This is a genomic window from Bradyrhizobium lablabi, assembly GCF_900141755.1.
Classification (GTDB): domain Bacteria; phylum Pseudomonadota; class Alphaproteobacteria; order Rhizobiales; family Xanthobacteraceae; genus Bradyrhizobium; species Bradyrhizobium lablabi_A.
In genome coordinates, this window is record NZ_LT670844.1 from 4,191,706 (window position 1) to 4,217,634 (window position 25,929).

The 25,929-nt window shown below is 63.5% G+C and carries 21 protein-coding genes; 12 read left to right on the forward strand and 9 right to left on the reverse strand.

The annotated features are described in order from the left end of the window. Positions 1 to 26: 26 nt before the first annotated feature. From B5526_RS19550 to B5526_RS19570, 5 genes are all read left to right on the forward strand, one after another. On the forward strand, positions 27 to 1,745 hold the full coding sequence (locus B5526_RS19550) for a heparinase II/III family protein (protein ID WP_079545120.1): 1,719 nt from the start codon (positions 27 to 29) through the stop codon (positions 1,743 to 1,745). A 92-nt stretch (positions 1,746 to 1,837) separates the two neighbouring features. Then, on the forward strand, positions 1,838 to 3,430 hold the full coding sequence (gene purH / locus B5526_RS19555; protein WP_079540669.1) for a bifunctional phosphoribosylaminoimidazolecarboxamide formyltransferase/IMP cyclohydrolase: 1,593 nt from the start codon (positions 1,838 to 1,840) through the stop codon (positions 3,428 to 3,430). 220 nt (positions 3,431 to 3,650) lie between these two features. Next, complete coding sequence (locus tag B5526_RS19560) at positions 3,651 to 4,700, forward strand: aromatic ring-hydroxylating dioxygenase subunit alpha (protein WP_079540671.1); 1,050 nt, start codon at positions 3,651 to 3,653, stop codon at positions 4,698 to 4,700. Positions 4,701 to 4,704: 4 nt separating this feature from the next. After that, positions 4,705 to 5,460, forward strand: a complete 756-nt coding sequence (locus B5526_RS19565) for a GntR family transcriptional regulator (protein WP_079540673.1) — start codon at positions 4,705 to 4,707, stop codon at positions 5,458 to 5,460. A gap of 15 nt (positions 5,461 to 5,475) precedes the next feature. After that, entirely contained in the window at positions 5,476 to 6,456 is a 981-nt protein-coding gene (locus B5526_RS19570; protein ID WP_079540675.1) for a PDR/VanB family oxidoreductase, read from the forward strand. A gap of 142 nt (positions 6,457 to 6,598) precedes the next feature. Here B5526_RS19570 and B5526_RS19575 read toward each other — a convergent pair whose 3' ends face one another. Continuing rightward, complete coding sequence (locus B5526_RS19575) at positions 6,599 to 7,984, reverse strand: MFS transporter (protein ID WP_079540677.1); 1,386 nt, start codon at positions 7,982 to 7,984, stop codon at positions 6,599 to 6,601. A 121-nt stretch (positions 7,985 to 8,105) separates the two neighbouring features. On the opposite strand from B5526_RS19575, the gene ggt reads away from it, so the two are divergent. The 3 genes from ggt (at position 8,106) to B5526_RS19590 (ending at position 12,366) form a co-directional block, all read left to right on the forward strand. Beyond that, complete coding sequence (gene ggt / locus B5526_RS19580; RefSeq protein WP_079540679.1) at positions 8,106 to 9,860, forward strand: gamma-glutamyltransferase; 1,755 nt, start codon at positions 8,106 to 8,108, stop codon at positions 9,858 to 9,860. A gap of 153 nt (positions 9,861 to 10,013) precedes the next feature. Then, positions 10,014 to 11,315: an MFS transporter gene (locus B5526_RS19585; RefSeq protein ID WP_079540682.1), complete on the forward strand. Its 1,302-nt coding sequence runs from the start codon at positions 10,014 to 10,016 to the stop codon at positions 11,313 to 11,315. Positions 11,316 to 11,469: 154 nt separating this feature from the next. Next, positions 11,470 to 12,366: an SDR family oxidoreductase gene (locus B5526_RS19590; protein WP_079540684.1), complete on the forward strand. Its 897-nt coding sequence runs from the start codon at positions 11,470 to 11,472 to the stop codon at positions 12,364 to 12,366. A gap of 80 nt (positions 12,367 to 12,446) precedes the next feature. Here the strand turns inward: B5526_RS19590 and B5526_RS19595 are convergent, their stop codons facing one another. The 7 genes from B5526_RS19595 to sdhC all read right to left on the reverse strand — a co-directional run bounded on the left by B5526_RS19595 (position 12,447) and on the right by sdhC (position 19,998). Continuing rightward, complete coding sequence (locus tag B5526_RS19595; RefSeq protein WP_079540686.1) at positions 12,447 to 14,333, reverse strand: OmpA family protein; 1,887 nt, start codon at positions 14,331 to 14,333, stop codon at positions 12,447 to 12,449. Positions 14,334 to 14,595: 262 nt separating this feature from the next. Beyond that, positions 14,596 to 14,982, reverse strand: coding sequence for a VOC family protein (locus tag B5526_RS19600; protein ID WP_079540688.1), 387 nt, complete (start codon positions 14,980 to 14,982; stop codon positions 14,596 to 14,598). A gap of 27 nt (positions 14,983 to 15,009) precedes the next feature. Continuing rightward, positions 15,010 to 15,837, reverse strand: a complete 828-nt coding sequence (locus B5526_RS19605; RefSeq protein ID WP_079545121.1) for an FkbM family methyltransferase — start codon at positions 15,835 to 15,837, stop codon at positions 15,010 to 15,012. A 224-nt stretch (positions 15,838 to 16,061) separates the two neighbouring features. Beyond that, positions 16,062 to 16,844 (reverse strand): succinate dehydrogenase iron-sulfur subunit, encoded by a 783-nt coding sequence (locus B5526_RS19610; protein ID WP_079540690.1) that lies wholly within the window; start codon positions 16,842 to 16,844, stop codon positions 16,062 to 16,064. Positions 16,845 to 17,347: 503 nt separating this feature from the next. After that, the gene (gene sdhA, locus B5526_RS19615) at positions 17,348 to 19,192 is read right to left on the reverse strand and encodes a succinate dehydrogenase flavoprotein subunit (protein ID WP_079540692.1); all 1,845 of its coding nucleotides are present in this window, start codon (positions 19,190 to 19,192) and stop codon (positions 17,348 to 17,350) included. Between the two features lie 3 nt (positions 19,193 to 19,195). Beyond that, complete coding sequence (gene sdhD, locus B5526_RS19620; protein ID WP_172842209.1) at positions 19,196 to 19,570, reverse strand: succinate dehydrogenase, hydrophobic membrane anchor protein; 375 nt, start codon at positions 19,568 to 19,570, stop codon at positions 19,196 to 19,198. A 29-nt stretch (positions 19,571 to 19,599) separates the two neighbouring features. Further along, positions 19,600 to 19,998, reverse strand: coding sequence for a succinate dehydrogenase, cytochrome b556 subunit (gene sdhC, locus B5526_RS19625; RefSeq protein WP_079540696.1), 399 nt, complete (start codon positions 19,996 to 19,998; stop codon positions 19,600 to 19,602). Positions 19,999 to 20,346: 348 nt separating this feature from the next. On the opposite strand from sdhC, the gene B5526_RS19630 reads away from it, so the two are divergent. From B5526_RS19630 to B5526_RS19640, 3 genes are read left to right on the forward strand one after another with little or no spacing between them, the layout of a single operon-like run. Beyond that, the gene (locus tag B5526_RS19630) at positions 20,347 to 21,333 is read left to right on the forward strand and encodes an ABC transporter substrate-binding protein (RefSeq protein ID WP_172842068.1); all 987 of its coding nucleotides are present in this window, start codon (positions 20,347 to 20,349) and stop codon (positions 21,331 to 21,333) included. Beyond that, on the forward strand, positions 21,330 to 22,322 hold the full coding sequence (locus B5526_RS19635; RefSeq protein ID WP_079540701.1) for an ABC transporter substrate-binding protein: 993 nt from the start codon (positions 21,330 to 21,332) through the stop codon (positions 22,320 to 22,322). Before B5526_RS19630 ends, B5526_RS19635 begins: the two co-directional genes overlap by 4 nt. After that, on the forward strand, positions 22,319 to 23,302 hold the full coding sequence (locus tag B5526_RS19640) for an ABC transporter substrate-binding protein (protein ID WP_079540703.1): 984 nt from the start codon (positions 22,319 to 22,321) through the stop codon (positions 23,300 to 23,302). The genes B5526_RS19635 and B5526_RS19640 overlap by 4 nt, the downstream gene beginning before the upstream one ends. A 121-nt stretch (positions 23,303 to 23,423) precedes the next feature. Here the strand turns inward: B5526_RS19640 and B5526_RS19645 are convergent, their stop codons facing one another. Continuing rightward, a complete protein-coding gene (locus tag B5526_RS19645) occupies positions 23,424 to 24,938 on the reverse strand; it encodes a malonate--CoA ligase (RefSeq protein WP_079545122.1) in 1,515 nt (504 codons plus the stop codon). Between the two features lie 122 nt (positions 24,939 to 25,060). On the opposite strand from B5526_RS19645, the gene B5526_RS19650 reads away from it, so the two are divergent. Next, positions 25,061 to 25,822, forward strand: a complete 762-nt coding sequence (locus B5526_RS19650; protein ID WP_079540705.1) for an SDR family oxidoreductase — start codon at positions 25,061 to 25,063, stop codon at positions 25,820 to 25,822. Positions 25,823 to 25,929 lie beyond the last annotated feature (107 nt).

The window sequence follows — 25,929 nt, forward strand, 5'->3', positions numbered from 1 at the left end:
AACGCAGACGCATCTCAACGCTGATCATGGGCCGCTTCGCGCGGAACCTGATGGCCCGCGCGAGCGGTGGCTCGGTGGCGTTGTCGCGGCTGTGGCCGGGCCGCACCGACCGGCTGATCATCGCCCCGCATGATCTGCGCACCGCCGACGCCACCCGCGCCGCCGAGATCTATGCCGGCCGCTTCGTGTTCGCCGGCAAGATCGTAACCTGCCACGGCCGCTCGATCTTCGATCTCGAGCCGCCGTCGGAAGATTGGGAGGTGGCGCTGCTCGGCTTCGGATGGCTGCGGCATCTGCGCGCCGCCGACACCGCGTTGACCCGCGCTAATGCGCGCTCGCTGGTCGACGACTGGATTTCCAACTCAGGTCAGAAACGCCGCCCGATCGGCCGCCGCGCCGACGTGCTGGCGCGCCGCGTCATCTCGCTGTTGTCGCAGGCGCCGCTCGTGCTCGGCGATACCGACGGCAAATTCTATCGGCGTTACTTACGCGGGTTGACGCGGGAAATCCGGTATCTGCGCTATACAATGATCGATATTCCCGACGGCGTGCCGCGGCTGCAGGTCCTGATCGCTTTGTGTTACGCCTCGCTCTGCCTCGCCAACCAGTCGGGTCACATCCGCGCCGCGACGCGAAAACTCTCCGACGAATTGCAGCGGCAGATCCTGCCCGACGGCGGCCACATCTCGCGCAATCCAGGCGCGCTGATCGAATTATTGATCGACCTGTTGCCGCTGCGGCAGACTTTTGCCGCCCGCAACATCGCGCCGCCGCCGGCGCTGCTCAACGCGATCGACCGCATGATGCCGATGCTACGCTTCTTCCGCCATGGCGACGGCAGTTTTGCGCTGTTCAACGGCATGAGCAGCGCGCCATCCGATCTGTTGGCGACGCTGCTCGCCTATGACGACACCCACGGCGTGCCGATGGCCAACATGCCGCATACCGGCTTTCAGCGCCTCGACGCCGGCGCGATGACGGTCATCATGGACACCGGCCCGCCGCCGCCGCCGAGCGTCAGTCACGACGCGCATGCCGGCTGCCTGTCGTTCGAATTGTCGTCCGGGGCGAGCCGGATCGTGATCAATTGCGGCATGCCCTCGACCGGTCGCGACAATTGGCGCGTCTTTGCCCGCAGCACGGCGGCGCATTCGACCCTGACCTATCACGACATCTCGTCCTGCCAGTTCGTCGAGCTTTCGGCGGTGAAGCGGCTGCTGCAGGGCGCGCCCGTAGTCAGCGGCCCGTCGAATGTGGAAAGCTACCGCGAGGTAGTCGCCAACGGCGTATTGCTCACCACCTCGCACGACGGCTATCTCGGCCGCTTCGGCGTGGTGCATCGCCGGGTGCTGATGGCCGCGCATGACGGCTCCCGGCTCGACGGCGAGGATACCGTGTCGCCGGCTCCGGGCGCCCGCATCAAGGGCAGTGAGACCGACTATGCCGTGCGGTTTCATCTGCATCCCGCGGTGAAGGCGAGCCGGCTCAGCGACGCGCGCGGCGTGATGCTGGTGCTGCCGAACCGCGACGTCTGGACCTTCGAGGCGCTCGACGACAAGGTCGAATTGGAAGACAGCGTGTTTCTGGCTGGAAACGACGGCCCCCGCCGCACCGCCCAGATCGTGATCCGTCAGGATTCGCGGCACGCCTCCTCAATCCGCTGGAGTTTTGTGCGCTCGACCGCCTCGCCCTCGGCCACCACCGCCAGGCGCAACGCCCGCCGCGAGCCGGAACTGCCGCTGTAAAATTGTGGCCAACACCTTAGGTAGGTGCCACCAGCGGTTTTACGGCTGATAAAACCGTGCTACCCGGCGGGCTTGCCATTTAGGACCGAGATATGACCGACCATCCGCGCCGCGTAACCCGCGCTTTATTGTCCGTTTCCGACAAAGCCGGGCTGATCGAGTTCGCCCGGGGGCTTTCCGGCCACGGCGTCGAACTCGTCTCTACCGGCGGCACCGCGAAAGCGATTGCTGCGGCAGGCCTCAAGGTCAGGGATGTTTCGGAACTCACGGGTTTTCCGGAAATGATGGATGGGCGGGTGAAGACGCTGCATCCAAAGGTGCATGGCGGATTGCTCGCGATCCGCGACAACGCCGAACATGCGCAGGCGATGAAAAGCCACGGCATTGCGCCGATCGATCTTCTGGTGGTCAATCTCTATCCGTTCGAGGCAACCGTCGATAAGGGCGCTGATTTCGAAGCGTGTATCGAGAATATTGACATCGGCGGCCCGGCGATGATCCGCGCCGCGGCGAAGAACCATGATGACGTTGCCGTCGTGGTCGAGCCGCAGGATTATCAATCCGTGCTCGACGAGCTCGCCGCCAACCAGGGCGCGACCACGTTGTCGCTGCGCCGCCGTCTTGCGGCAAAAGCCTATGCGCGCACCGCCGCCTACGATGCCGCGATCTCGAATTGGTTTGCCAGCGAACTCAAAATGGAGGCGCCGGATTTCCGCGCCTTTGGCGGCCGGCTGATCCAGGCGCTGCGCTATGGGGAAAACCCGCACCAGACGGCCGCGTTCTATCGCACGCCCGACAAACGCCCGGGCGTCGCCACCGCGCGGCAATTGCAGGGCAAGGAACTGTCCTACAACAACATCAACGATACGGACGCGGCTTACGAATGCATCGCCGAGTTCGATCCCGCGCGTACCGCCGCCTGCGTCATCGTCAAGCACGCCAATCCCTGCGGTGTCGCCGAAGGTCCCGATCTCGTCACCGCCTATCGCAAGGCATTTGCCTGTGACACACAATCCCCTTATGGCGGAATCATCGCGGTCAATCGCACGCTCGATGCCGACGCCGCGCGCGTCATCACCGAAATCCTGACGGAAGTGATCATCGCGCCCGATGCGACGGAAGAGGCAATCGCGATCGTCGCCAAGCGAAGGAATCTCCGCCTGCTGCTCGCCGGCAGCCTGCCCGATCCGCGTGCGGCGGGGCTCACCGCAAAGACCGTCGCCGGTGGCTTACTCGTGCAGAGCCGCGACAACGCCGTGGCCGATGATTTGCAACTCAAGACGGTGACAAAACGCGCGCCGACCGACGCGGAACTCCGCGATCTCCGATTCGCGTTCCGCGTCGCCAAGCATGTCAAATCCAACACCATCGTCTACGCCAAGGATCTCGCCACCGTCGGGATCGGCGCGGGCCAAATGAGCCGGGTCGATTCCGCGCGGATCGCCGCGCGCAAGGCGCAGGATGCCGCCGATGAGGCCAAGCTCGCGCAGCCGATGACAAGAGGCTCGGCGGTGGCGTCGGACGCGTTCTTTCCGTTCGCCGATGGCCTCCTGGTCGCGATCGAAGCCGGCGCCACCGCGGTGATCCAGCCCGGCGGCTCGATTCGCGACGATGAAGTGATAAAGGCTGCCGACGACGCCGGCATCGCCATGGTATTCACCGGCGTCCGGCATTTCCGGCATTGATGTAAGCCGCAGGCCTCTCCTCAACACAGGTCGTCATACCCGCGAAGGCGGGTATCCAGTAATCGCCGGCGTTTACTGGATCATCCGCTTTCGCGGATGATGGCTCTTTCTATTGTATACATATAGGTTATATAATACCCCCATTCTACAAGTTTTTGCCTTTCTCCAAAATAAATTGTATACATCCGGCATACGAAAAGCCGACCGGAGGTAATCGCCCATGGCCCGACCCTTCCCGATGAATGCCTGGTACGCCGCCGCCTGGGATGCCGATATCAAGCACGCGCTGTTTCCGCGCACGATCTGCGGCAAGCACGTCGTGATGTACCGGCGGGCCGACGGACAAGTGAGCGCCCTGGAAGACGCCTGCTGGCATCGCCTGGTGCCGCTTTCAAAAGGCCGGCTCGAAGACGATAGCGTGGTCTGCGGCTATCACGGTCTAAAATATAATTCGTCCGGCCGCTGCACCTTCATGCCGTCGCAGGAGACCATCAATCCGTCGGCCTGCGTGCGCGCCTATCCGGTGGTCGAGCGCCATCGTTTTGTCTGGCTTTGGATGGGCGATCCCGCGCTGGCTGATCCTGCGCTCGTTCCCGACATGCACTGGAACGACGATCCTGCCTGGGCAGGCGACGGCAAGACCATTCACGTCAAATGCGATTATCGGCTAGTGGTCGATAATCTGATGGACCTGACGCATGAGACCTTTGTCCATGGCGGCAGCATCGGCAACGACGCCGTCGCGGAGGCGCCGTTCGATGTGGTTCATGGCGACAAGACCGTGACGGTGACGCGCTGGATGCGCGGCATCGAGGCGCCGCCGTTCTGGGCCAAGCAGCTGCAAAACTCCGGAGCGGTCGACCGCTGGCAGATCATTCATTTCCAGGCGCCCTCAACCGTCAATATCGATGTCGGCGTGGCGCCGGCCGGCACGGGTGCGCCGGAGGGCGATCGCTCGCAAGGCGTCAATGGCTTTGTGCTCAATACCATGACGCCGGAAACCGCGACGACGTGCCATTATTTCTGGGCCTTCGTGCGCAATCATCATCTGACCGAACAACGGCTGACCACCGAAATCCGCGAAGGGGTCGCGGGCATTTTCGGCGAAGACGAAGTCATTCTCGAAGCCCAGCAGCGCGCGATCGACGAGAATCCCGATCGCGTCTTCTACAATCTCAACATCGATGCCGGCGCGATGTGGGCGCGGCGCATGATCGATCGCATGATCGGCCGGGAAGACTCGCCCCCAACGCTGCAGGCGGCGGAGTGAAGGGATGAGCGAACGCGACCCCGATCGCGCAGTGTCGCAAACCGTGCGCGCCCAGCTCGCGCTGCGCGACCTGATCCTTTCCGGCAGACTGCGGCCCGGCGAGCGGATTTCGGAGCTCGGCGCCGTCGAAACCACAGGCGTGTCGCGAACGCCGGTGCGCATGGCGTTGGTGCGGCTCGAGGAAGAAGGCCTCTTGGAAGCCATTCCGTCCGGCGGCTTCATGGTGAAGGCATTTTCCGAGCGCGACATCCTCGATTCCATCGAGCTGCGCGGGGCGCTTGAAGGTCTCGCCGCGAGATTCGCTGCCGAACGCGGCGTATCCGCACGCGATCTGGAGCCGCTGAAAGAAAGCCTTGCGGAACTGGACCAGTTGGTCACGCAGGACCCGGTTTCGGAGGAAGTGTTTTCGTCCTACGTCACGATGAACGCCCGCTTTCATGCCTTGCTGACGGAACTATCGCGGAGCGCCCCGCTGATCCGGCAGATCGACCGTGCCTCCGCACTGCCGTTCGCCTCTCCCAGCGGTTTTGTCATGGCGCAATCGGTGCTGCCGGAAGCGCATCAGATCCTGATCATCGGACAGGACCATCATCGCATCGTCGTCGACGCAATCGAAAACCGGGAAGGGGCGCGAGCCGAAGCGGTGATGCGCGAGCACGCCCGTCTTGCCGCACGAAACCTGCGGCTGGCGCTGCGCAACCGGACCCATCTCGATCTGTTGCCGGCGCTGGCGCTGATCCGCGCTCCGGTTGCCGAATAGGACGCGAGGACTTCCATGCGATTTGCAACGAAATGGACGACATGCAGGGTTCACGCGATCCGCGACGTCGCGCCGGCGATTCGCGAATTCGTGCTGCGGCCCGAGGCAACGAGCGTCGAAAACTACGCGATCGGCGGCCACGTCAATGTCGGCGTCTTGATTGATGGCCGTCCGGAGACGCGTTCTTATTCGCTGGTCGGCGATGTCAGCGCCGACGGCTACCGGATCGCGGTCCGGCGCGCGCCCGACAGCCGCGGCGGCTCGCGCTATATGTGGTCGCTGCAAGGAGGCGCGCGCATCGAGGTATCGAGCCCGGCTTCACTGCTCGAAATCGACTGGACGCGAAAATCCTATTGTCTGATTGCGGGCGGGATCGGCATTACGCCGATCATCGGCATTGCCGGGGCGTTGATGCGCCGGAACGCCGACGTGACGCTGCATTACGCCGTCAAGTCGCGAGAAGATGCCGCGTTTCTCGATGAGCTGTCGAAATTGCTCGGAGATCGCTTGATCGTCCATGCGAGCGACGAGGCCAAGCGGATAGAACTTGACAAAACCTTCGCCCGTCTGCCGGCGGATGCGTTAGCGATCATTTGCGGCCCGATGCGCCTGCTCGAAGCCGCCCGGCGCAACTGGACGGCCGCAGGACGCGTGCCGGCCGATTTGCGCTACGAGACGTTCGGCTCGAGCGGCCTTCTACCAACCGAATCGTTTCGCGTCCGGATCGATCATTGCGCCCGGGAGATCATCGTTCCCGAAAACAAATCGATGCTGGATGCCCTCAACGAGGCCGGCTTTGAGGTGATGTCGGACTGCCAGCGCGGCGAATGCGGGGTCTGCGCGATCGACGTCGTTGCCGTGGAGGGTCAAGTCGATCATCGCGACGTGTTCTTCAGCGAGCACCAGAAACAAGGCAACGGCAAGATCTGTCCCTGCGTCTCGCGTGCCGTCGGCGCGATTACGGTGAATACGCTCTATCAGCGCGACGCGGGTTAGCGAAAATCCAGTTCGGTGGCTTCATCCTTCGAGACGGCCGCTTTGCGGCCTCCTCAGGATGAGGTCTAAGACCCTCATGGAGAGGAGCGCGGCAACGCCGCGCGTCTCGAACCACGAGGCCAGCGCAGCGCCACTTTCTCCGCTAGTCCCGCACCCGCGCCAACAGCGCCAGTCCCGCCACGAAAAACAGCACCAGCACCGCCATGCCGGCCTTCTGGCTGTCGGTGATGGCCGTGATCACCCCGATCAATAGCGGCCCGACAAACGACGTCACCTTTCCGGTCAGCGCAAAAAGTCCAAAATATTGCGCGATGCGTTCTCTCGGCGCCAACCGGATCAGCAGCGTGCGCGACGCCGCCTGCAGCGGCCCGCCGGCGGCACCGATCAGGCACCCGAGCACGAGATAGGCGCGCTCGGCGGCGCTTGCGAACAGCGCGCCGCCCGGCGCGGGAGGGGCAACCCTGACGAAGAGGACAGACTCCTTGTCCACCAGCAGGATCGCGACGATCGCAAACAGCAGGATCAGCTGGCTTCCTGCGATCACCCGCTTTGGTCCGAGCCTGTCGTCGAGCTTGCCGCCAAGCCATGCGCCAAAGGTGCCGGCGATGGCTAGGATGATGCCGAAGGTGCCGATCTGAATCGTGTCCCAGCCAAACGTGCCGGCGGCGTAGATGCCGCCGAACGCGAACAGCGACACCAGGCCATCGGTGTAGATCATGTTGGCGAGCAGAAACGCGGCCATCGATTTCTGCTTCGGCAATTCGCCGAGCGTTTGCCGCAGTTCGACCATTCCCTCGCGCAGGGCTTCGGTCACCGGACGCTTGGCGGGATAATCCGGCGTCAGCAAAAACATCGGCAGCGCGAAGATGATGAACCAGATGCCGGTCAGGGGACCGGTGATGCGGTCGCCCTGATGGGTGCCGGGATCGAGGCCGAACAGCGGCTTGAATCCGAACAGCGTGCGGCCGGTGTCCGGACTGGCCGCGAGAAAGCCGAGCACCAGGATCAGGCTGAGGATGCCGCCGACATAGCCGGTGGCCCATCCGGTGCCGGACAACCGGCCGATCTTGTTTGGCGGCACCAGTGTCGGCATCATCGCATTGTTGAAGACGATGGCGAATTCGACGCCGATGGTGGCGATCGCGAAGACCAGCAGCAGCGGCGGAATCACACTGGCGTCGCCGGGCCTGCCGAACCACATCAGCGAGGCGCCGATCACCAGCATCGCACCGAACGCGGCGATCCACGGCTTGCGGCGGCCGCTGGCGTCCGCGATCGCGCCCAGGACCGGCGACAGCAGCGCGATCGTCAATCCCGCCGCGGCAGTCGCAAAGCCCCACAGCGACTGTCCGCTCGCGGGATTGGCGGCGACATGCGTCGCAAAATAGGGCGCAAACACAAAGGTCGTGATCAGCGTGAAAAAGGGCTCCGCCGCCCACGCGAAGAAAATCCAGCTGATGACGGCGGCGCGCGGAGGATAGGTCTCTCCCATGCCAGCCATGCGCGCGTCCGGAGCGATCACCGCCATGGCCGAAAAATATCCTTATTGATCACGAGGAGGCTTTTTGCCCAAGGGTTCGGAAACCATATAGCATCGACGTCTCTGACGATGCTTCCCGAATCTTCGCTAACCCCGCGGCGGAATTTTGATGATCTCATTTACGGCCGGAAAACGCAGGATCGTTGCAAGTCTCATCCTCTTTGCCGCGTTTTGGCTACCGGCCGCAGCCCAGGAGCAGCGCCGCGGTGTCTACACCCCTCCCGCGCTTGAAACCCTTCATGCGGTTGCGGCCGAACATGGCATGGTGGTCGCGCAGGAAAAGATCGCGGCGCGGATCGGCGCTGAGGTGCTGCGGCGCGGCGGCAACGCCGTCGATGCCGCGGTGGCCACTGGATTCGCGATGGCCGTGACCTATCCGCGGGCGGGCAATCTCGGCGGCGGCGGTTTTATGATGATCCACTCCGCGGAGCATCACGAAGACGTCGCGATCGACTATCGCGAAACCGCGCCTCAGGCGACCACGCCGCAGATATTTCTGGGACCCGACGGCAAGCCCGATACCGCGAAGTCGCGCGATTCCGCGCTCGGCATCGGCGTCCCCGGCACGGTCGCGGGGTTAGCGCTGGCATTGGAGAAATATGGCTCGGGGAAATTTACCCTTGCCGAATTGCTGCAGCCGGCGATCGATATCGCGCGCGGCGGCCTCGTCGTCACCGACGACAGCGCCGACACGCTGCCGGATTGGTTTCAGCGGCGGATGGCGCGCTTTCCAGCATCGGCAAAAATCTTTTCCCGCCTCGATGGTACTTCGCTGCGCGAAGGCGACAAATTGGTCCAGACCGATCTGGCGGCGACCCTCTCGGCGATCGCGACGCAGGGGCCGCGCGGGTTTTACGAGGGGCCGGTCGCGGAAAAACTCGTGAAAGCGGTCAACGATGCCGGCGGCATTTTCTCCCTCGACGACCTCAAATCATATCAGGCCGTGATCCGCCCCCCGATCCGCGGCAATTATCGCGGCTATGACATCATCTCGATGCCGCAGCCGTCTTCCGGCGGCGTCGGGCTCGTCGAGACGCTAAATATCCTCGAAGGCTTTCCGATGCGCGAGATGAAGCAGGGCACCCCGGCGTCCCTGCACGTCATGATCGAAGCGCTGAAGCGCGCCTATGCCGACCGTGCGCGCTATCTCGGCGATCCCGCCTTTGTCAGCGCCCCGATCGCGACCCTGATCTCGAAGGACTATGCCGCAAAACAGCGCGCCAGCATCGACCTCGACCACGCGACGCCGTGGACCGATGCGCTGTCGGCGATGCCTCCGCGCGAGGGCTCGAACACCACGCATTTCTCGGTGGTCGATGGGTTAGGCAATGCGGTCAGCAACACCTATACGCTGAATTTCAGCTACGGCCTCGGCCTTGTCGCCGAAGGCACCGGCGTGCTGCTCAACAACGAACTCGACGATTTCACTGCGGCCCCCGGCGCATCTAACGCCTTTGGCCTGGTCGGTTTCGAGGCCAATCTGCCCGGCCCGGGAAAACGGCCATTGTCCTCGATGGCGCCGACCATCGTGCTGAAGGACGGCAAGCCGGTGCTGGTGACGGGTACGCCGGGTGGCAGCCGGATCATATCGATCGTGATGCAGGTCATCGTCAACATGCTCGATTACGACATGGATGTCGCCGCCGCGGTGGCGGCGCCCCGCCTGCACCATCAATGGCTGCCGGACGAAGTGCGGATCGAGCACGGTTTTAGCGATGACACGCTGGCCGCGCTGCGAGCAAAAGGTCATCGCCTGATCGAGCCGCTCGGCTATTCCTCGGCCAATTCGATCGCCGTGACCGCGAATGGATTGCTCGGCGCCCCCGATCCGCGGACCCGGGGTGCGGAAGCGGCGGGCCAATAGGCGGCCGCGGACCTCAGGGCAACGGATTTGCCTGATGATGCGCATCTGTTATCAGCGTAGATTCAATCAACCCCGCGCCAACCGGCCGCCGTGGGGTGGGGAACAGGCCGGTCAGAAAATCTCCGGGGAAACATCCATGCGGAAACATCCATCATGAGCAGCACCGTCGAACCTTCGGGCGCGATCGAAACAGCGCCGATCGAGGATACCAGCCTTCTCGCCTTCTATCGCGACATGAACCTGCCGGAGCGGCGGACGTTCTGGGCCTGCGCGGCGGGATGGGCGCTCGACGGCATGGATTTCATGATCTATCCGCTGGTCATCGGCACCATCATCGCAATGTGGAAGGTCGATCCCGGCACTGCCGGCCTCGCCGGCACCGTGACGCTGCTCGCTTCCGCCGTCGGCGGCTGGCTCGGCGGCTATCTCGCCGACCGCATCGGCCGGGTCAAAACACTGCAGTTCACGATCCTGTGGTTTTCATTCTTCTCGCTGGTCTGCGCGGTCGTGCAGAATTTCGATCAGCTCCTGATCGCCCGCGCGCTGCTGGGCTTAGGTTTTGGCGGCGAATGGGCGGCCGGCGCCGTGTTGATGGGCGAAGCGATCCGTCCGGAATTCCGCGGCCGCGCGGTCGGTTCGGTGCAATCGGGCTGGGCGGTCGGCTGGGGCCTTGCGGTATTGTCGCAAGCGATTTTGTTCTCCTATCTGCCGGCCGAGATCGCCTGGCGCTGGATGTTCGCGGTCGGCGCGCTGCCGGCGCTCCTGGTGTTCTTCCTGCGCCGCTATGTCGAAGAGCCTGCGATCGCCGCGGCGACGCGCGAAAAGCAGGCCGCATCGGGCGACCAGCCGGCGCTGTGGGAAATCTTCCATGGCCCCATCCTGAAAACCACGATCCTCGCCTCGCTGATGGCGACGGGATGCCAGGGCGGCTATTACGCCATTACGTTTTGGGTGCCGCGCTTTCTCACCACCGAACGCAAGCTCTCGGTGGTGTCTTCCACCGGCTACCTCGCGGCGCTGATTCTCGGATCGTTCATCGGCTACCTCGTCGGCGCCTGGCTCGCCGACCGTATCGGGCGGCGCAATTTGTTCCTGACCTTTTCGATCGGCGCCATCGCCGTGGTGCTGCTCTATACCCAATTGCCGCTGACCAACGAGGTGCTGTGGCTGCTTGGTTTCCCGCTCGGCTTCTTTGCGTCGGGCTATTTCTCCGGCGTCGGCGCGTTCCTCACCGAGCTTTATCCGACCAGACTGCGCGGCTCCGGGCAGGGCTTTTGCTACAATTTTGGCCGCGGCATCGGTGCGCTGTTCCCGTTCCTGGTCGGCGCGCTCTCGAATTCAACCTCGCTCGCCAACGCGATTGCGATTTTTGCCGTTGCCGCATACGGCGTGTTTTTCCTCGCCGCCTTTGCCTTGCCGGAAACGCGCGGACGGGTTCTGCATGCGGATACGTGACGTATCGCGCCGTCATTCCCTCCCCCCTTGTGGGGGAGGGCTAGGGAGAGGGGTAAGCCACAAACACCGGACTCGCGGCTACCCCCCACCCCACCCTCCCCCGCAAGGGGGGAGGGAGCCAGTCATTCCGTGCGTCCATAACAGGAGGCTTCAGATGACCACCCTCAAAGGCAAGACGCTGTTCGTCTCCGGCGGCAGCCGCGGCATCGGGCTTGCGATCGCGTTGCGCGCGGCGCGCGACGGCGCCAATGTCGCGATCGCGGCAAAGACCGCCGAGCCGCATCCGAAACTCAAGGGCACCATCTTTACCGCCGCCGATGACATCCGCGCCGCCGGCGGCAAGGCGCTGCCGATCCTCTGCGACATCCGCGATGAAGCCCAGGTGATCGCGGCAATCGACAAGACCGTCGCCGAATTCGGCGGCATCGACATCTGCGTCAACAATGCCAGCGCCATCAGCCTGACCAACTCGCAAGCGACGGACATGAAGCGCTTCGACCTGATGATGGGCATCAACACCCGCGGCACCTTCATGGTGTCGAAATATTGTATCCCGCATCTGAAGAAATCGCAGAATCCGCACATCCTGACGCTGTCGCCGCCGCTCGACATCAAGGCAAAATGGTTCGAGCATTCCACCGCCTATACGCTGGCGAAATTCGGCATGAGCCTGTGCGTGCTGGGTCTTGCCGCCGAGCAGAAGTCTGCGGGCATTGCGGTCAACGCACTGTGGCCGCGCACCACCATTGCCACCGCCGCGGTCGGCAATCTCCTGGGCGGCGAGGCCATGATGCGCGCCAGCCGCACGCCCGAAATCATGGGCGATGCGGCCCATGTCATCTTCACCAAGCCGTCCCGCGAATTCACCGGCCAGTTCTGCATCGACGACAAGGTGCTCTACGACAGCGGCGTGCGCGATTTTGAACATTATCGCGTCGATGCCTCTGTACCCCTAATGTCGGATTTCTTCGTGCCCGACGACGATGTGCCGCCGCCCGGCGTCGCCGTGATGGCACTGCCTTCCGTCGGCGAGGCTCAGAAGTCGCGGTAGGGACGCGCCGATCGGCGGCGAGCCAGCAAAAAAAATGGCCGGGATTGCCCCTGGCCATTTCAAATCGCGAATGTTTTGCCTCAGCGCGGCGGCGCGATGCCCGGGGGCGGCGGCGGCAGCGATGCCACCCCGCCGTTGAGCAAGGGCGTGATGCGGCGGACGGTGACGCGCCGGTTGATACGGCTCGGTCCGCTCGTCTGTTCCTTCAGATATTGCGCACCATAGCCCTGCGAAGTCAGGTTTTCCGCCGGCACGCCAAACTGCTGCGTCAGCAACTCGGCCGCGGATTGGGCGCGACGATCCGACAGCGACAGATTGTCGACATCGTTGCCGACCGCATCGGTGTGGCCCTCGATCAAAAACACCTCGCGCGGGTTGCGCTGGATCGCCCGATTGAGGCCGTCCGCGATCACCTGCAGCTTCGCCGCCTGATCGGGTGGAACGTCCCACGATCCGGTCTCGAAGTTGATGGAGTTGAGATCGATGCTCGGCATCAACTGCCGCACCGACGGGCTGTAGCGGATCTCGTCGAGCGAATAACGCCGTTGGATTCGTTCCACCGGCGGCGCCTCCATGGTCTCGTAGATCAGGTCCGGCGGCGCGTCGTCGGCTTCAACGATATAGCGGTCGTAGGGAATGCGGATCACCGGCGGCGGCAGGTCGACATAGAAGCCGCCGACCGCGGCCGGATCGCGATAGCTGTTGTCGATGATAATGATCTCGCGGCCTTCGCGATCGCGCCTGATCCGGCGCAGCAACTGGCCGTCGCGGCCGACCACGGTGATGATCTCCGAGCCGTCGGGACGAATCACGACGGTGCGGGTGTCGCCGCCGACCTGCTCGGTCCGGATGTCGCGCGCGCCGTAACGGAATCGCTCATCTTCGTCGTGGCGAATGAACGACTGCCCGGAGGGATCGACAATGATGACGCGGCCGGGTTCGGTGAAGACCCTGCGGCCCCCCTGGTCGCTTTCCTGCCGCGCGGCGCGGAAATCTTCCATGCGGCGCGGCCCCTGCGGCGGCGCACCCTGAGGAATGGGTGCGAGCGCTGCGGCGGGCGGCGGCGGGGGCGGCAGCGGCGCGGTCACCGTCGGCGGGGCATGCCGCACCAGCGGCGCGGCGCCAGCCGGCAGCGCGGTCTGCGCGCCACCCGGTGCCGGCGTAGCGCTCGGCGCGACCGGTGCCTGGCCGGCGCGACCTGGCGGCGGCGTGCCCGCGCCACCGCCAGTGGGAGGCGCAGTAGGTGTAGGAGTGGGCGTCGACGTTGGTGACGGGGTCGCGGCGGGCGTTTGGCCGGCGCGCCCTGGGGGTGGCGTACCCGCGCCACCGCCTGCGGGAGGCGCCGTGGGCGTCGGCGTCGGCGTCGGGGCCGCGGTGGGCGCAGGTGACTGCGGCAGTTGTTTCGCCCCTGTTGGCGGTACCAAGGTCGGCGCGTTCTTCTGCGGCAGCTTCTGCTCGAGCCTTTGCTGAATCTGCGGCGTAGCCGTTGGGCTCGGCGTCGGTGTCGGCGTCGGGCTTGGCGTCGGGGTGGGCTTCGGCGCTGCAGGCGGTGGCGCTGCCGCAGGCGGCGGAATGTGCGGAGGCGGCGGCGCGGGCGGGGCTGCCGCGGGTGGCGGAACGTGCGGGGGCGGCGGCGGCGGCGGTGGTGGTGCCGCGGGCGGCGGGACATGCGGGGGTGGTGCCGCAGGCGGTGCGGGCTTCGGCGCGGGTGGTGGCGGAGGCGGCGGTGGTGGCGGAGGAGCTGCGGGCTTCGCCGGCGGGGCTGCGGGGGGCGCGGGGGGTGCTGCCTTCGGTGGGGCGCCCTTCGGCGCTTCCTTCGGCTTGGGCTTTCCGTCCGGACCCAGTTCTTCCTTCGGCGCGGCCTGCGCCACGACCAGCGGCGCGGTTTGCGCATGCGATGGAGCGGCTGCGAGTTGCGTCACGGTAAGCGCGGTCGTGGCAAGCAGCACGAGACGAAGGTTTGTCATGATGGTCTGGATCCCTAGGGAAGGTTTTCGACAATACGGTGTTGGCAATAAGCATTAGGCCGGATTGTGGCGGCCTCTAAAGGCGGACTTGTTTTTATTTCATGACAAGGAAAGTCCGGAAGCGCGTTTGTTCATTGCGCATTCAGGCCATCGTTTCAAAACATAGTTTCATGTCGTCCCCATATCTGGTGCGCGTCAACGGCCTTGGCGCGGCAATGTTCCGCCTCTGACAGCATCGCGCTGCAGCGAGAGTGAGGTGGCCTTACGCCGGCGCGTGACAGACCGCCTCGATATTGTGGCCGTCGGGATCGCGCACGAACGCGCCGTAATAATTGGCATGATAATGCGCGCGGATGCCGGGCGCGCCATTGTCGCGTCCGCCCGCCGCGATCGCCGCGTTGTAGAACGCATCGACGGTCAAGCGGTCCTTCGCCAGGATCGCGACATGCAGCGGCTTGTCCAACCCGCCTTCGCCGCCGATCCAGAAATCCGGCTTACCATTGGCGCCGAAACCGGCCGCGGGATCGTGACCGCTCTCCTCTTGCGTCACTTCCATGATCAGGCTGTAGCCAAGCGGCGCCAGCGCCTTCGCGTAGAAGGTTTTCGCGCGCGCATAATCGGAAACTGGAAAACCGATGTGGTCGATCATCGAAATCTCCTGCGGTTTGGGCTCGAGTTATAATTTGACGAGAAACGTGTTGCTGCGGGTCTTGCCGATCTCCGCGTAACCGCGCGCGCGCATGTCGGCAATGCAGTCGTCCTGCCATTCGTTCCGCGACAGATGCTCGATCACCACCGCGCGCGGCCACAGCGATGGCGGCGCCTGCCTGAAGAAGGTGGTCAGCACGCGGTCCTCAAAACCCTCGACATCGATCTTCAGCGCATCGACATGGCTGACGCCGGCATCGCCGAGAATGCGTTGCAACCGCAACGACGGCACCTTGATGGCGCTGCCCGAGCTTGTTCCTGACACGATGTGGCTGGCGCCGAGATTGTCGCCGTCGGTCTCGATCATCAGCTCGCCGTCCGAAGGGCCGGCGGCCGCGGCGACCAGGGCGACTTGCGTGGCGCCGGACGCGGCAAGGTTGAACGCAAGCCGCGCCTGCGTGACCGGATGCGGCTCGACCGCGATCACCTTGCCTTGCGCGCCGACGTGACGCGCCAGCACCATGGCGTAGGTCCCGACATTGGCGCCGATATCGACGAAGACGCCGCCTGTGGGTGTTTGCTCGCGCAAAAATGCGAGCTCCTCGAGATTGTAATCCGGATTGAACAACGCGCCGCGCTCGGTCGCAGAGGCCTGATGATAGAAGCGGAACGAGGCGCCCTGATAGGCGACATCGACCGGACCCGCGCGCAGCAAATTGACCAGCCGCGACAGCATCGGCCGGAATGCGCCGCGTTTCAGCCGCGTGCGCTGCGCAAGCCGGATGATCGCAGACTGCGCGCTAGTTGGCGCGAATGCGCCAAATGGCGGCGACGCCGGATCGTTGGCCGCGGCAATGCCGGGAGGAGGGATGGGTATGGTCAAACGTGTCTCGCTGGCGCTTCGCGAATGCCGCGCTTACATAGCTGACTTTGCCATCCGTTCCAACGTCACACTCCATCTGGTCCCGGCGAACGCCAGGACCCATACGCCGCGGCCTTGCTATTTAGCGCTGGGACTAAACGGCTCTCTACAACTAATTTCGGTGGCTGTGGATCCGGTGTTCGCCGGGACGACAAGTATCAAATCTGCCGCTCGACCAGCTTCAGCTTGAGTTCGGCAATCGCCTCGGAGGGATTGAGGCTCTTCGGGCAAGCCTTGGCGCAGTTCATGATGGTGTGGCAGCGGTAGAGCCGGAACGGGTCTTCGAGATTGTCGAGCCGCTCGCCGGTCGCTTCATCGCGCGAATCCTTGACCCAGCGCGTCGCCTGCAGCAGGGCGGCCGGGCCCAAAAAGCGTTCGCTGTTCCACCAATAGCTCGGGCATGAGGTCGAGCAGCAGGCGCAGAGAATACACTCGTAAAGCCCGTCGAGCTTTTCGCGGTCCTCATGGCTCTGCCGCCATTCCTTCTGCGGCGTCGGGGAAGTGGTCTTCAGCCACGGCTCGATCGAGGCATATTGCGCGTAGAAATTGGTGAGGTCCGGCACCAAATCCTTGATCACCGGCTGATGCGGCAGCGGATTGATCTTGACCGCGCCGTCCTTCACGTCGTGCATCGATTTGGTGCAGGCGAGCGTGTTCTGGCCGTCGATATTCATGGCGCAGGAGCCGCACACGCCCTCGCGACAGGAGCGGCGGAAAGTCAGCGTCGGATCGATGTGGTTCTTGATCCAGATCAGGCCATCGAGCACCATCGGGCCGCAATCATGGATATCGACGTAATAGGTATCAACACTCGGATTCTTGCCGTCGTCCGGGTTCCAGCGATAGATTTTGAACTCGCGCGTCTCGGTCGCGCCGGCCGGCTTCGGCCAGCTCTTGCCGCCGCTGATCCTTGAGTTTTTCGGGAGTGCGAATTCAACCATGGGAAGCTGTGCCTATCGAGTGCTATTGGGGTCCGTGTCTCTGACGAACTCGTCCTGAGACATTCCACAGTTTGCTAGAACGAAGCGGTCGTCTTTTGTGAACACAGGCAGACATTTGCGCCAGAACCGGGTGCCTCTGCCCTTGTCGTCATAGGCATAGTCTTCCATTTCCATCGTCGCTCCGCGCAAGCGATACTGCCATTGTCCATCCCATCCGTCGCAACCGCTACTTTTCCCGCACGCCACATTCCAGGTCTCAAGTAGGCCACGCGGCCGAAAGCACCATGTCCGCGAGCCCCACTCGTTCCTGTCGACGGGGATCTGATCCCTGGGAAAGGGAGTCGTTTGGGTCCAGCAGCCAGCGAGCCGCCCCGGCGGAGAGACCCTTCCGGCTGCTGCGGATTCGGACGCCACGACGGAGGCGATAGCTGCAAGCGTCACTCCCAAAGAAACCGGTCGCGACGAGCGCTGCGGCGTACCTCTTCCGCCACGCTCGAGTATCATCAATACACCCTCGCCTTCGGCGGGATGTATTGAACGTCATTGGTCATGGTGTAGTCGTGTACCGGGCGATAGTCGATCGAGGTCTTGCCGCCATCGTCGAGCCAGGCCAGCGTGTGCTTCATCCAGTTCTTGTCGTCGCGGTCGGGAAAATCCTCGCGCGCATGCGCGCCGCGGCTTTCCGAGCGGTTGGCGGCCGAATCCATCGTCACCACCGCCTGCACGATCAGATTGTCGAATTCCAGCGTCTCCACCAGATCGGAATTCCAGGTCAGCGAGCGGTCACTGACCGAGATGTCGCCGATGCCGCCATGCACCTTGTGAATCAGGTTCTGGCCCTCGTGCAGGATCTCGCCGGTGCGGAATACCGCGCAATTGTTCTGCATCACGTGCTGCATGTTGTCGCGCAGTTTTGCCGTCGGCGTGCCGCCGGAAGCATGGCGGTAATGATCGAGCCGCCCCAGCGCCTTGTCGGCGGAGCCGGCCGGCAATTCGGCCTGCTTGCCGTTCGCGGTCAGCTTCTCGGCGCAGCGCAAGGCCGCGGCGCGGCCGAACACGACGAGGTCGATCAGCGAATTGGAGCCGAGACGGTTGGCGCCATGCACGGAGACGCAAGCCGCTTCGCCGAGCGCCATCAGGCCGGGCACAATGGCATTGTCGTCGCCGTTTCGTTTGGTCAGAACTTCGCCGTGATAATTGGTGGGAATGCCGCCCATGTTGTAATGCACCGTCGGCACGATCGGGATCGGCTCGCGCGTCACGTCGACATTGGCGAATATCCTCGCCGATTCGGAAATGCCCGGCAGCCGCTCGTGCAGCACTTTTGGATCGAGATGGTCGAGATGCAGGAAGATGTGGTCTTTCTTCTTGCCGACGCCGCGGCCTTCGCGGATTTCGATCGTCATCGCGCGCGACACCACGTCGCGTGACGCGAGGTCCTTGGCGGACGGCGCATAGCGCTCCATAAAGCGCTCACCTTCGGAATTGACGAGATAGCCGCCCTCGCCGCGCGCGCCCTCGGTGACGAGGCAGCCAGAGCCATAGATGCCGGTCGGGTGGAACTGAACGAATTCCATGTCCTGCAGCGGCAGCCCGGCGCGCAACGCCATGGCGCCGCCATCGCCGGTGCAGGTATGGGCGGAGGTGCAGGAGGCGTAGGCGCGGCCATAGCCGCCGGTGGCGAGGATGGTGGTTTGCGCGCGAAAACGATGCAGCGTGCCGTCGTCGAGTTTTAACGCGACCACGCCGCGGCAGGTGCCTTGGTCGTCCATGATCAGGTCGATGGCGAAAAATTCGATGTAGAATTCCGCGGAGTGGCGCAGCGCCTGGCCGTACATGGTGTGCAGCATGGCATGGCCGGTACGGTCGGCGGCGGCGCAGGTGCGCTGGGCCTGGCCCTTGCCGTAGTCCAGCGTCATGCCGCCGAACGGCCGCTGATAGATCTTGCCGTCCTCGGTGCGCGAGAACGGCACACCCCAATGTTCGAGCTCATAGACGGCTTCCGGCGCATTGCGCACCATGTATTCGATGGCGTCCTGATCGCCGAGCCAGTCCGACCCCTTGACGGTGTCGTACATGTGCCAGCGCCAGTCGTCCGGATGCATGTTGCCGAGCGAAGCCGAGATGCCGCCTTGGGCTGCAACGGTGTGCGAGCGGGTCGGAAACACTTTTGTGATGCAGGCGGTGCGCAGCCCCGCTTCGCTGCAGCCGACCACGGCGCGCAGCCCCGCGCCGCCGGCGCCGACCACGACGACGTCGTAAGTGTGGTCCTCGATCGGATAGGCCTTGCCATTGGTGGCGGGACCACCAGAGCCGTTCGCGGCCTTGCCGTTGCCATCAGCGGCCATGCGCTAAACTCCCGATGACAGTTTTAAAATCGCGTAGATCGAGGCCAGCGCGACTGCGACCGCGAAGAAATTATTGGCCATCACGGCGGCGAGCTTGAGCTTCTCGTTATGCACATAGTCCTCGATCACCACCTGCATGCCGATCTTCATGTGCCAGGCGCTGGCGATGATGAACAAAAGCAGGATGATGGCGACCAGCGGCGAGCCCAGGACCTGCTTGGCGAAGGCCTGGTTGCGGCCGAGCAGCATCATCACCACCACGATCACCGGCAGGATCAACAGCACCATCGCCACCGCGGTGAGGCGCTGGCGCCAGAAATCCGAGGTGCCGGAATGCGAGGCGCCGAGATAGCGCACGCGCGAGAGCGGAGTGCGCATGGTCTTCGGGGCAGCGGTTTCGTGTGCGCTCATCGTCCGCCTCCGATCGCGTAGGCCGCGATCCACAACAGCACCGTCAGCGAAATGCCGCCGATCAGGGCGGCCCAGGTCAGCGCTTCACGCTCGTTCGGCTTGAAGCCGTAACCCAGATCCCAGACGAAATGCCTGATGCCAGAGAGTAGATGATGCATCAGCGCCCAAGTGTAGCCGAACACGATCAATCGGCCGAAGAAGCCGGTGGTAAAGGCCTGCACATTGGCGTAGGCGGCCGGCCCGGAGGCGGCTGCGATCAGCCACCACGCCAGCAACAGAGTACCGAAATACAGCGCGACGCCGGTGGCGCGATGGACGATGGAAAGCGCCATCGTCAGGGTCCAGCGGTAGGTCTGCAAGTGAGGCGAAAGCGGTCGTTCGATCCTGGCGGTCATCGGCGGCTTTGACGGTTGGCGGGCCCGCGCTGGGACCCCTCGGGGATCGCAAAAGATAAATCCTATTTACGAAGTCGAAACAGCCAGCGCAACGGCGAAAATCGACAATTGCGAACCAAGGTTCACATCTATGGATGAGGCTTGCAATTGCGGCCATTGACAAGGTCTGATGCCGCTGATGGCTGGTATACCTGAAGCACGATTCATGAACGGATGTCTGGGCTGCTCGGACTGGCTTCGCTTCGGATGGCCGGGGGCGCGAGGCCTGGATTTCTCGCCGGGCGGTTCGTTGAAATCCGGGGTGATTTGGATGAATGTCGCCGGGCATTGGGATGGACGGGGATATTGATGCAACGGCGCGGGTTCATCCTGGCTCTGGGCGGCGCAGCGGTCGCATGGCCGAGCGCGGCCCGCGCGCAAAAGGCAAAACCTGTGATCGCCATCCTCGGCAGCGGCGCCGAGGATGCCAGCTCCAGCAGGCTGCAGATGTCTTTGCTCGACGCCGGGATGCGCGAACTCGGTCTGGTCCAGGGACAGGATTATTTGTTCGAGACCCGTTGGGCTGGCAGCGACGCAAGCCGATTTGCGCCCCTTGCGGCCGAATTGCTGGCGTTCCATCCAAGCGCCGTGGTCGTGTCCACCAATCTCGCGGCACTGGCCGTGCAGAAGCTGTCGCGGACGGTCCCCATCATTGGCACCGGCCTGAATACGCCGGTGGCCATAGGCCTTGTCGAGAGCCTCGCCCGTCCCGGCGGAAATATCACGGGCGTCGCCACCATGTCGGAAGACCTCGAGCTCAAACTGTTTGAAATGATGCGCGAGACGATCCCCGGCATTCGTCGTGTCATGGTGTTCACCAACCCGTCCAATCCGTCTACTCAGGCCATGCTCGACTTGCTGAAGGATCCCGCTGAAAAACAGCGGATTGCAATCGATGTGGCACGCGTCAGCGCGCCTGCCGATCTCGAGGCGGCCTTTGCCGAGATGTCGCGACAGCCTCCCGGCGCGGTGATCGTGCTGAGTGACAACAGCGTGTTTGCGCTGGCCGACCGCATCACCGCGCAGGCGCTGGCGTTGCGGGTGCCGACATTCGGAACCTTCGCGCGGCCGTTTGCGCAGGCCGGCGCGCTATTGACTTATTCCCGCGATCCCAGGGAGGCGTTTCAGGGCGTAGCGCGTCTTTTGAAGAAAATCCTCGACGGCGCCAATCCCGCCGAGCTTCCCTTCGAGCAGCCGACCAAGTTCAACCTGTTCGTCAATCTCAAGACCGCAAAAGCGCTCGGCATCGAGATTCCGCCGGCGCTGCTCGCGACCGCCGACGAGGTGATCGAATGAGGCGGCGGGCGTTCATATTGGCGCTTGGCGGTGCCGCGGCGTCGCTGCCGTTCGTCGCGCACGCGCAAGCGACCAACGGCGTGCGGAAGGTCGGCGTATTGTTGTCGGGCGTAGAAAGCGATCCCGACAGTCAGGTACGCATCACGGCGTTCCGCCGGGGTTTTGCGGAGCTCGGCTGGAAGGAAGGCGAGAATGTCCACATCGAATACCGCTGGTCGGCCGGCAACAGCGACCTCATCCGAAAATATGCGGAAGAAGTGGTGGCGCTTAAGCCTGACGTGATCGTGGCCAACAGCACGCCTGTCATCGCGATGCTAAAAAGCATGACCAATTCGATCCCGGTCGTCATTGCACTCGCGACCGATCCGGTCGGCCTTGGCCATGTCGAGAGCCTGTCGCGTCCGGGTGGCAATTTTACCGGCTTTACCTTCATCGATCCGGCATTGATCGGAAAATGGATCGGATTGCTCCGGGAGATCACGCCCAATGTCGCCCGCGCCGGGCTGCTGTTCGATCCGAGCACGACGCCTTTCTATCCCCGCTGGATTCGTGAGATCGAAGCCGCCCATCAATCGGGAACGACGGAACTCGTTGCTATGCCGGTGCACAGCAATGACGAAATGGCAGTGGCCATCGCCGCGCTGGCGCAGAGGCCGGATAGCTGCCTGATGATCGGGCCTGACCCGTTCAACGTCGTTCGGATCAAACAGATTGCGCAGCTCGCCGCGCAAAACCGGTTGCCCGCGATTTCGGTGTACCGGCCGTTCGCTGACGAGGGTGGACTGATGTCGTACGGACCGGATACCGCGGATATTTTTCGGCGTTCCGCCGGATATGTCGATCGCATTCTAAAAGGAGCTAATCCAGCCGACCTTCCCGTGCAGCAGCCGGACAAGTTTGAATTCGTCGTCAACCTGAAGGCTGCCAAGGCGCTTGGTCTAACTGTGCCGCCGATGCTGCTCGCCACCGCCGACGAGGTGATCGAATGAAGCGTCGCGCGTTCATTCTCGCTCTTGGCGGTGCGGCGGCAAGTGTGTCGCTCGCCGCGCGCGCGCAGCAGGCAGACTCCGCCACTATCGGATTCCTGCACAGCGGTTTGCGCGACGATCAAGTCAGCCTGGCAAACGCCACGCGCGCGGGTCTCAGGGAGCAGGGATATGTGGAAGGCCAGAATCTCAAGATCGAATATCGCTGGGCCGAGGGGCAATATGACAAGCTGCCGGCCATGGCGGCGGAGCTAGTTGACCGCCGCGTTGCCCTGATTATCGCGGCCGGCGGCAGCGATCCGGCGCGGGCGGCCAAAAACGCTACATCCACAATTCCCATCGTCTTTGTCAGCGCCGCCGACCCGGTCCGGACCGGCCTCGTCGGCAGCCTCAACCGGCCCGAGGCCAACGTTACCGGCATTAGCATGGTCGGGGCGGCGCTGGAAGCCAAGCGGCTTGAGCTGTTGCACGAGATGCTGCCGCAGGCATCCGCCGTCGGCGTCCTCATCAATCCAAAATATCCGGACGCCAAGACGCAGGCGCAGGAAGTCGACCAGGCTACGGCAAGGCTCGGCGTGAAGACGACAGTCTTGAACGCCAGCACTGAAGCGGAAATCGATGCCGCCTTTGCGAGGTTCGCGCAGCAAAAGGTCGGCGCCGTGCTCGCGTGCAATGATCCGTTCTTCGGCTCCGACCGCGAGCACATTGCTGTACTCGCGCTGCGCCACCGGTTGCCCGCGATGTCGTTCCGCCGCGAATTCCCGGAAGTCGGCGGCCTGCTCAGTTATGGGGCGCGCTTCGAGGAAGGTTACCGCCAGGCGGGCATTTATGCCGGCCGGATATTGAAGGGTGCAAAGACCAACGATCTTCCGGTGACGCAGCCGACCAAATTCGAAATGGTCATCAATCTAAAGACCGCAAAGGCCATCGGGCTTGCGATCTCAGAATCCTTCCTGCTGCGTGCGGATGAGGTGATCGAATAAAAACAGGTCTACGTCGTCCGGCGAGCGCGTCCTGTCCGTTATTGCTTCTTCGCTTCGCCCCCTCGCAATGACGGGCATGAGCGAGCGTAGCCGGATGGAGACTTTCGCGCAGACGACGGCGCTACTTCGAATAAATCTTCGCGTAGGTATCGCGCAAAATATTCTTCTGCACCTTGCCCATGGCGTTGCGCGGGAGTTCGTCGACCACGATCACCCGCTTCGGCATCTTGAATTTTGCCAGCCGCCCGTCGAGCGCCTTCAGCACCATGGGTTCATCGACTTGCGCGCCCTTGTCGCAGACCACCACGGCGGTGACGCCCTCGCCGAAATCAGCATGCGGCACGCCGATCACAGCCGATTCGATCACGCCCGGCATGGCGTCGATCTCGCTCTCGATTTCCTTGGGGTAGACGTTGAAGCCGCCGGATATCACGAGGTCCTTGCCGCGGCCGAGAATGTGCACATAGCCCTTGCCGTCGATCTTGCCGAGATCGCCGGTAATGAAAAAACCGTCGTCGCGGAATTCGGCTTTTGTCTTTTCCGGCATCCGCCAATAGCCTTTGAAGACATTGGGTCCCTTGACCTCGATCATCCCGATGGTCTCGCGCGGCAATTCCTTGCCGGTTTCCGGATCGGTGACGCGCACGGCCACGCCAGGCAGCGCGTGGCCGACCGCGCCGGGCACGCGGTCGCCATTATAGGGATTGGAGGTGTTCATATTGGTCTCGGTCATGCCGTAGCGCTCGAGCACGGCGTGGCCGGTGCGCGCCGCCCATTCGCGATGGGTATCGGCGAGCAGCGGCGCCGAGCCGGAAACGAACAGCCGCATGTGTTTTGTCGTCTCCTTGCTCAGCGCCGGGCTTTGCAAGAGCCGCGTATAAAACGTCGGCACGCCCATCAGCACGGTGGCGCGCGCCATCAATTTGATAATCGCCTCTGGATCGAATTTCGGCAGGAAGATCATCGCGGCGCGGGCGAACAGCGTGACGTTGCTGGCCACGAACAATCCGTGGGTGTGATAGATCGGCAGCGCGTGGATCAGCACGTCGTTTTTCGTAAAACCCCAATAGTCGACGAGCGTCAGCGAATTCGACGCCAGATTATCGTGGGTCAGCATCGCACCCTTGGAGCGCCCGGTGGTGCCGGACGTGTAGAGGATCGCGGCGAGGTCGTCGTTGCCGCGCGCGACGGTCGCGAATGCCGGGCTCGACTTGGCTGCGGCTTCCGTCAGCGTACCCTTGCCGTCGGCGCCGAGTGTCTCGACCTTGGCACCGACTTTTGCGGCGATCGCACCGATGCCACTGGCCTTGGACGGATCGCACACCACCACCGACGGTTCTGCGTCAGTGATAAAATATTCAAGTTCGTGGAGCGTATAGGCGGTGTTGAGCGGCAGATACACCGCACCGGCGCGGACCGCGGCGAGATAGAGCACGAGCCCCGGTACAGACTTCTCGGTTTGCGCCGCAACGCGGTCGCCGGGCTTGACGCCGCGGTCGACCAGCACATTCGCCATCTGACCGGTGCGGGCGAGGAGATCGCCATAGCTGATGCGTTGCCCGTCCAGCGTCTCGATCGCGAGCCGGGCTGGATCGTCGAGATCGTCGAACAGGCGGGAGAACAGATTGGCGTTCATGATGGTCTTCTGGGGCGCGTTCATGCATCATTCCGGGGCGGCCGAGTCCAATAGAAGTCCAATAGGCCGCATAGCTTTTAGATAGCAAGAACGCCCTTCAGAAAGCAACGGAGACAGTTTGCATGTCAAATAATGGGAAACGCGTGGCCTGGGTGACCGGCGGCGGCAGCGGGATCGGCGAGGCCGGGGCGGAAGCGCTCGCCGCCGACGGCTGGACAGTGGTTGTTTCGGGGCGCCGAAAGGACGCGCTGGACGCGGTGGTGGCGAAAATCACCAAAAACGGTGGCAAGGCCGAGGCGATGGCGCTGGATGTCAGCGTGGCCGCCGACGTCAGCAAGGCCGTGGAGGACATTCTCAAGCGTCACGGTCGCATCGATGTCTTGGTTAACAGCGCCGGCGTCAATGTGCCGAAGCGCAGCTGGGCCGACATGGAACTGGAGGGCTGGAACCAGCTCGTCGATATCAATCTCAATGGCGTCTTGTATTGCATGCGCGCGGTGCTGCCGGCGATGCGCCGGCAAAAGGACGGCTGCATCATCAACGTCGCGTCCTGGGCCGGCCGCCACGTCTCTAAGATGCCGGGCCCGGCCTATACCACGACCAAACATGCGGTGCTGGCGCTGACCCATTCCTTCAACATGGACGAATGCGTCAATGGCTTGCGCGCGTGTTGTTTGTCACCGGGCGAGGTGGCGACGCCGATCCTAAAACTGCGGCCGGTGGTGCCGAGCGAAGAGGAGCAGGCGCGGATGCTGCAACCCGAAGATTGCGGCCGTACCATCGCCTTCGTCGCCAGCATGCCGTCGCGGGTCTGCATCAACGAGATACTGATCAGCCCGACCTGGAACAGGGGATTTATCCAGACGCCGCATAGCCGGGATTAACTCGTCATTGCGAGCCAACGGGTCGGCGCGAAGCGCCGCCCGATGACAGGCTCCGCCAAGCAATCCATAGTCCCGCGCGAGAGGTATGGATTGCTTCGTCGCAAGCG

Excerpts from the sequence above, each read along its gene's own strand:
- B5526_RS19570 (WP_079540675.1), top strand. The coding sequence starts at position 5,476 with ATGCGATTTGCAACGAAATGGACGACATGCAGGGTTCACGCGATCCGC.
- sdhD (WP_172842209.1), bottom strand. The coding sequence starts at position 19,570 with ATGCGCACTCCGCTCTCGCGCGTGCGCTATCTCGGCGCCTCGCATTCC.
- B5526_RS19550 (WP_079545120.1), top strand. The coding sequence starts at position 27 with ATGGGCCGCTTCGCGCGGAACCTGATGGCCCGCGCGAGCGGTGGCTCG.
- B5526_RS19590 (WP_079540684.1), top strand. The coding sequence starts at position 11,470 with ATGACCACCCTCAAAGGCAAGACGCTGTTCGTCTCCGGCGGCAGCCGC.
- B5526_RS19630 (WP_172842068.1), top strand. The coding sequence starts at position 20,347 with ATGCAACGGCGCGGGTTCATCCTGGCTCTGGGCGGCGCAGCGGTCGCA.
- sdhA (WP_079540692.1), bottom strand. The coding sequence starts at position 19,192 with ATGGCCGCTGATGGCAACGGCAAGGCCGCGAACGGCTCTGGTGGTCCC.
- ggt (WP_079540679.1), top strand. The coding sequence starts at position 8,106 with ATGATCTCATTTACGGCCGGAAAACGCAGGATCGTTGCAAGTCTCATC.
- B5526_RS19645 (WP_079545122.1), bottom strand. The coding sequence starts at position 24,938 with ATGAACGCCAATCTGTTCTCCCGCCTGTTCGACGATCTCGACGATCCA.
- B5526_RS19650 (WP_079540705.1), top strand. The coding sequence starts at position 25,061 with ATGTCAAATAATGGGAAACGCGTGGCCTGGGTGACCGGCGGCGGCAGC.
- B5526_RS19585 (WP_079540682.1), top strand. The coding sequence starts at position 10,014 with ATGAGCAGCACCGTCGAACCTTCGGGCGCGATCGAAACAGCGCCGATC.
- B5526_RS19565 (WP_079540673.1), top strand. The coding sequence starts at position 4,705 with ATGAGCGAACGCGACCCCGATCGCGCAGTGTCGCAAACCGTGCGCGCC.
- purH (WP_079540669.1), top strand. The coding sequence starts at position 1,838 with ATGACCGACCATCCGCGCCGCGTAACCCGCGCTTTATTGTCCGTTTCC.
- B5526_RS19595 (WP_079540686.1), bottom strand. The coding sequence starts at position 14,333 with ATGACAAACCTTCGTCTCGTGCTGCTTGCCACGACCGCGCTTACCGTG.
- B5526_RS19635 (WP_079540701.1), top strand. The coding sequence starts at position 21,330 with ATGAGGCGGCGGGCGTTCATATTGGCGCTTGGCGGTGCCGCGGCGTCG.
- B5526_RS19640 (WP_079540703.1), top strand. The coding sequence starts at position 22,319 with ATGAAGCGTCGCGCGTTCATTCTCGCTCTTGGCGGTGCGGCGGCAAGT.
- B5526_RS19560 (WP_079540671.1), top strand. The coding sequence starts at position 3,651 with ATGGCCCGACCCTTCCCGATGAATGCCTGGTACGCCGCCGCCTGGGAT.
- sdhC (WP_079540696.1), bottom strand. The coding sequence starts at position 19,998 with ATGACCGCCAGGATCGAACGACCGCTTTCGCCTCACTTGCAGACCTAC.
- B5526_RS19600 (WP_079540688.1), bottom strand. The coding sequence starts at position 14,982 with ATGATCGACCACATCGGTTTTCCAGTTTCCGATTATGCGCGCGCGAAA.
- B5526_RS19575 (WP_079540677.1), bottom strand. The coding sequence starts at position 7,984 with ATGGCGGTGATCGCTCCGGACGCGCGCATGGCTGGCATGGGAGAGACC.
- B5526_RS19610 (WP_079540690.1), bottom strand. The coding sequence starts at position 16,844 with ATGGTTGAATTCGCACTCCCGAAAAACTCAAGGATCAGCGGCGGCAAG.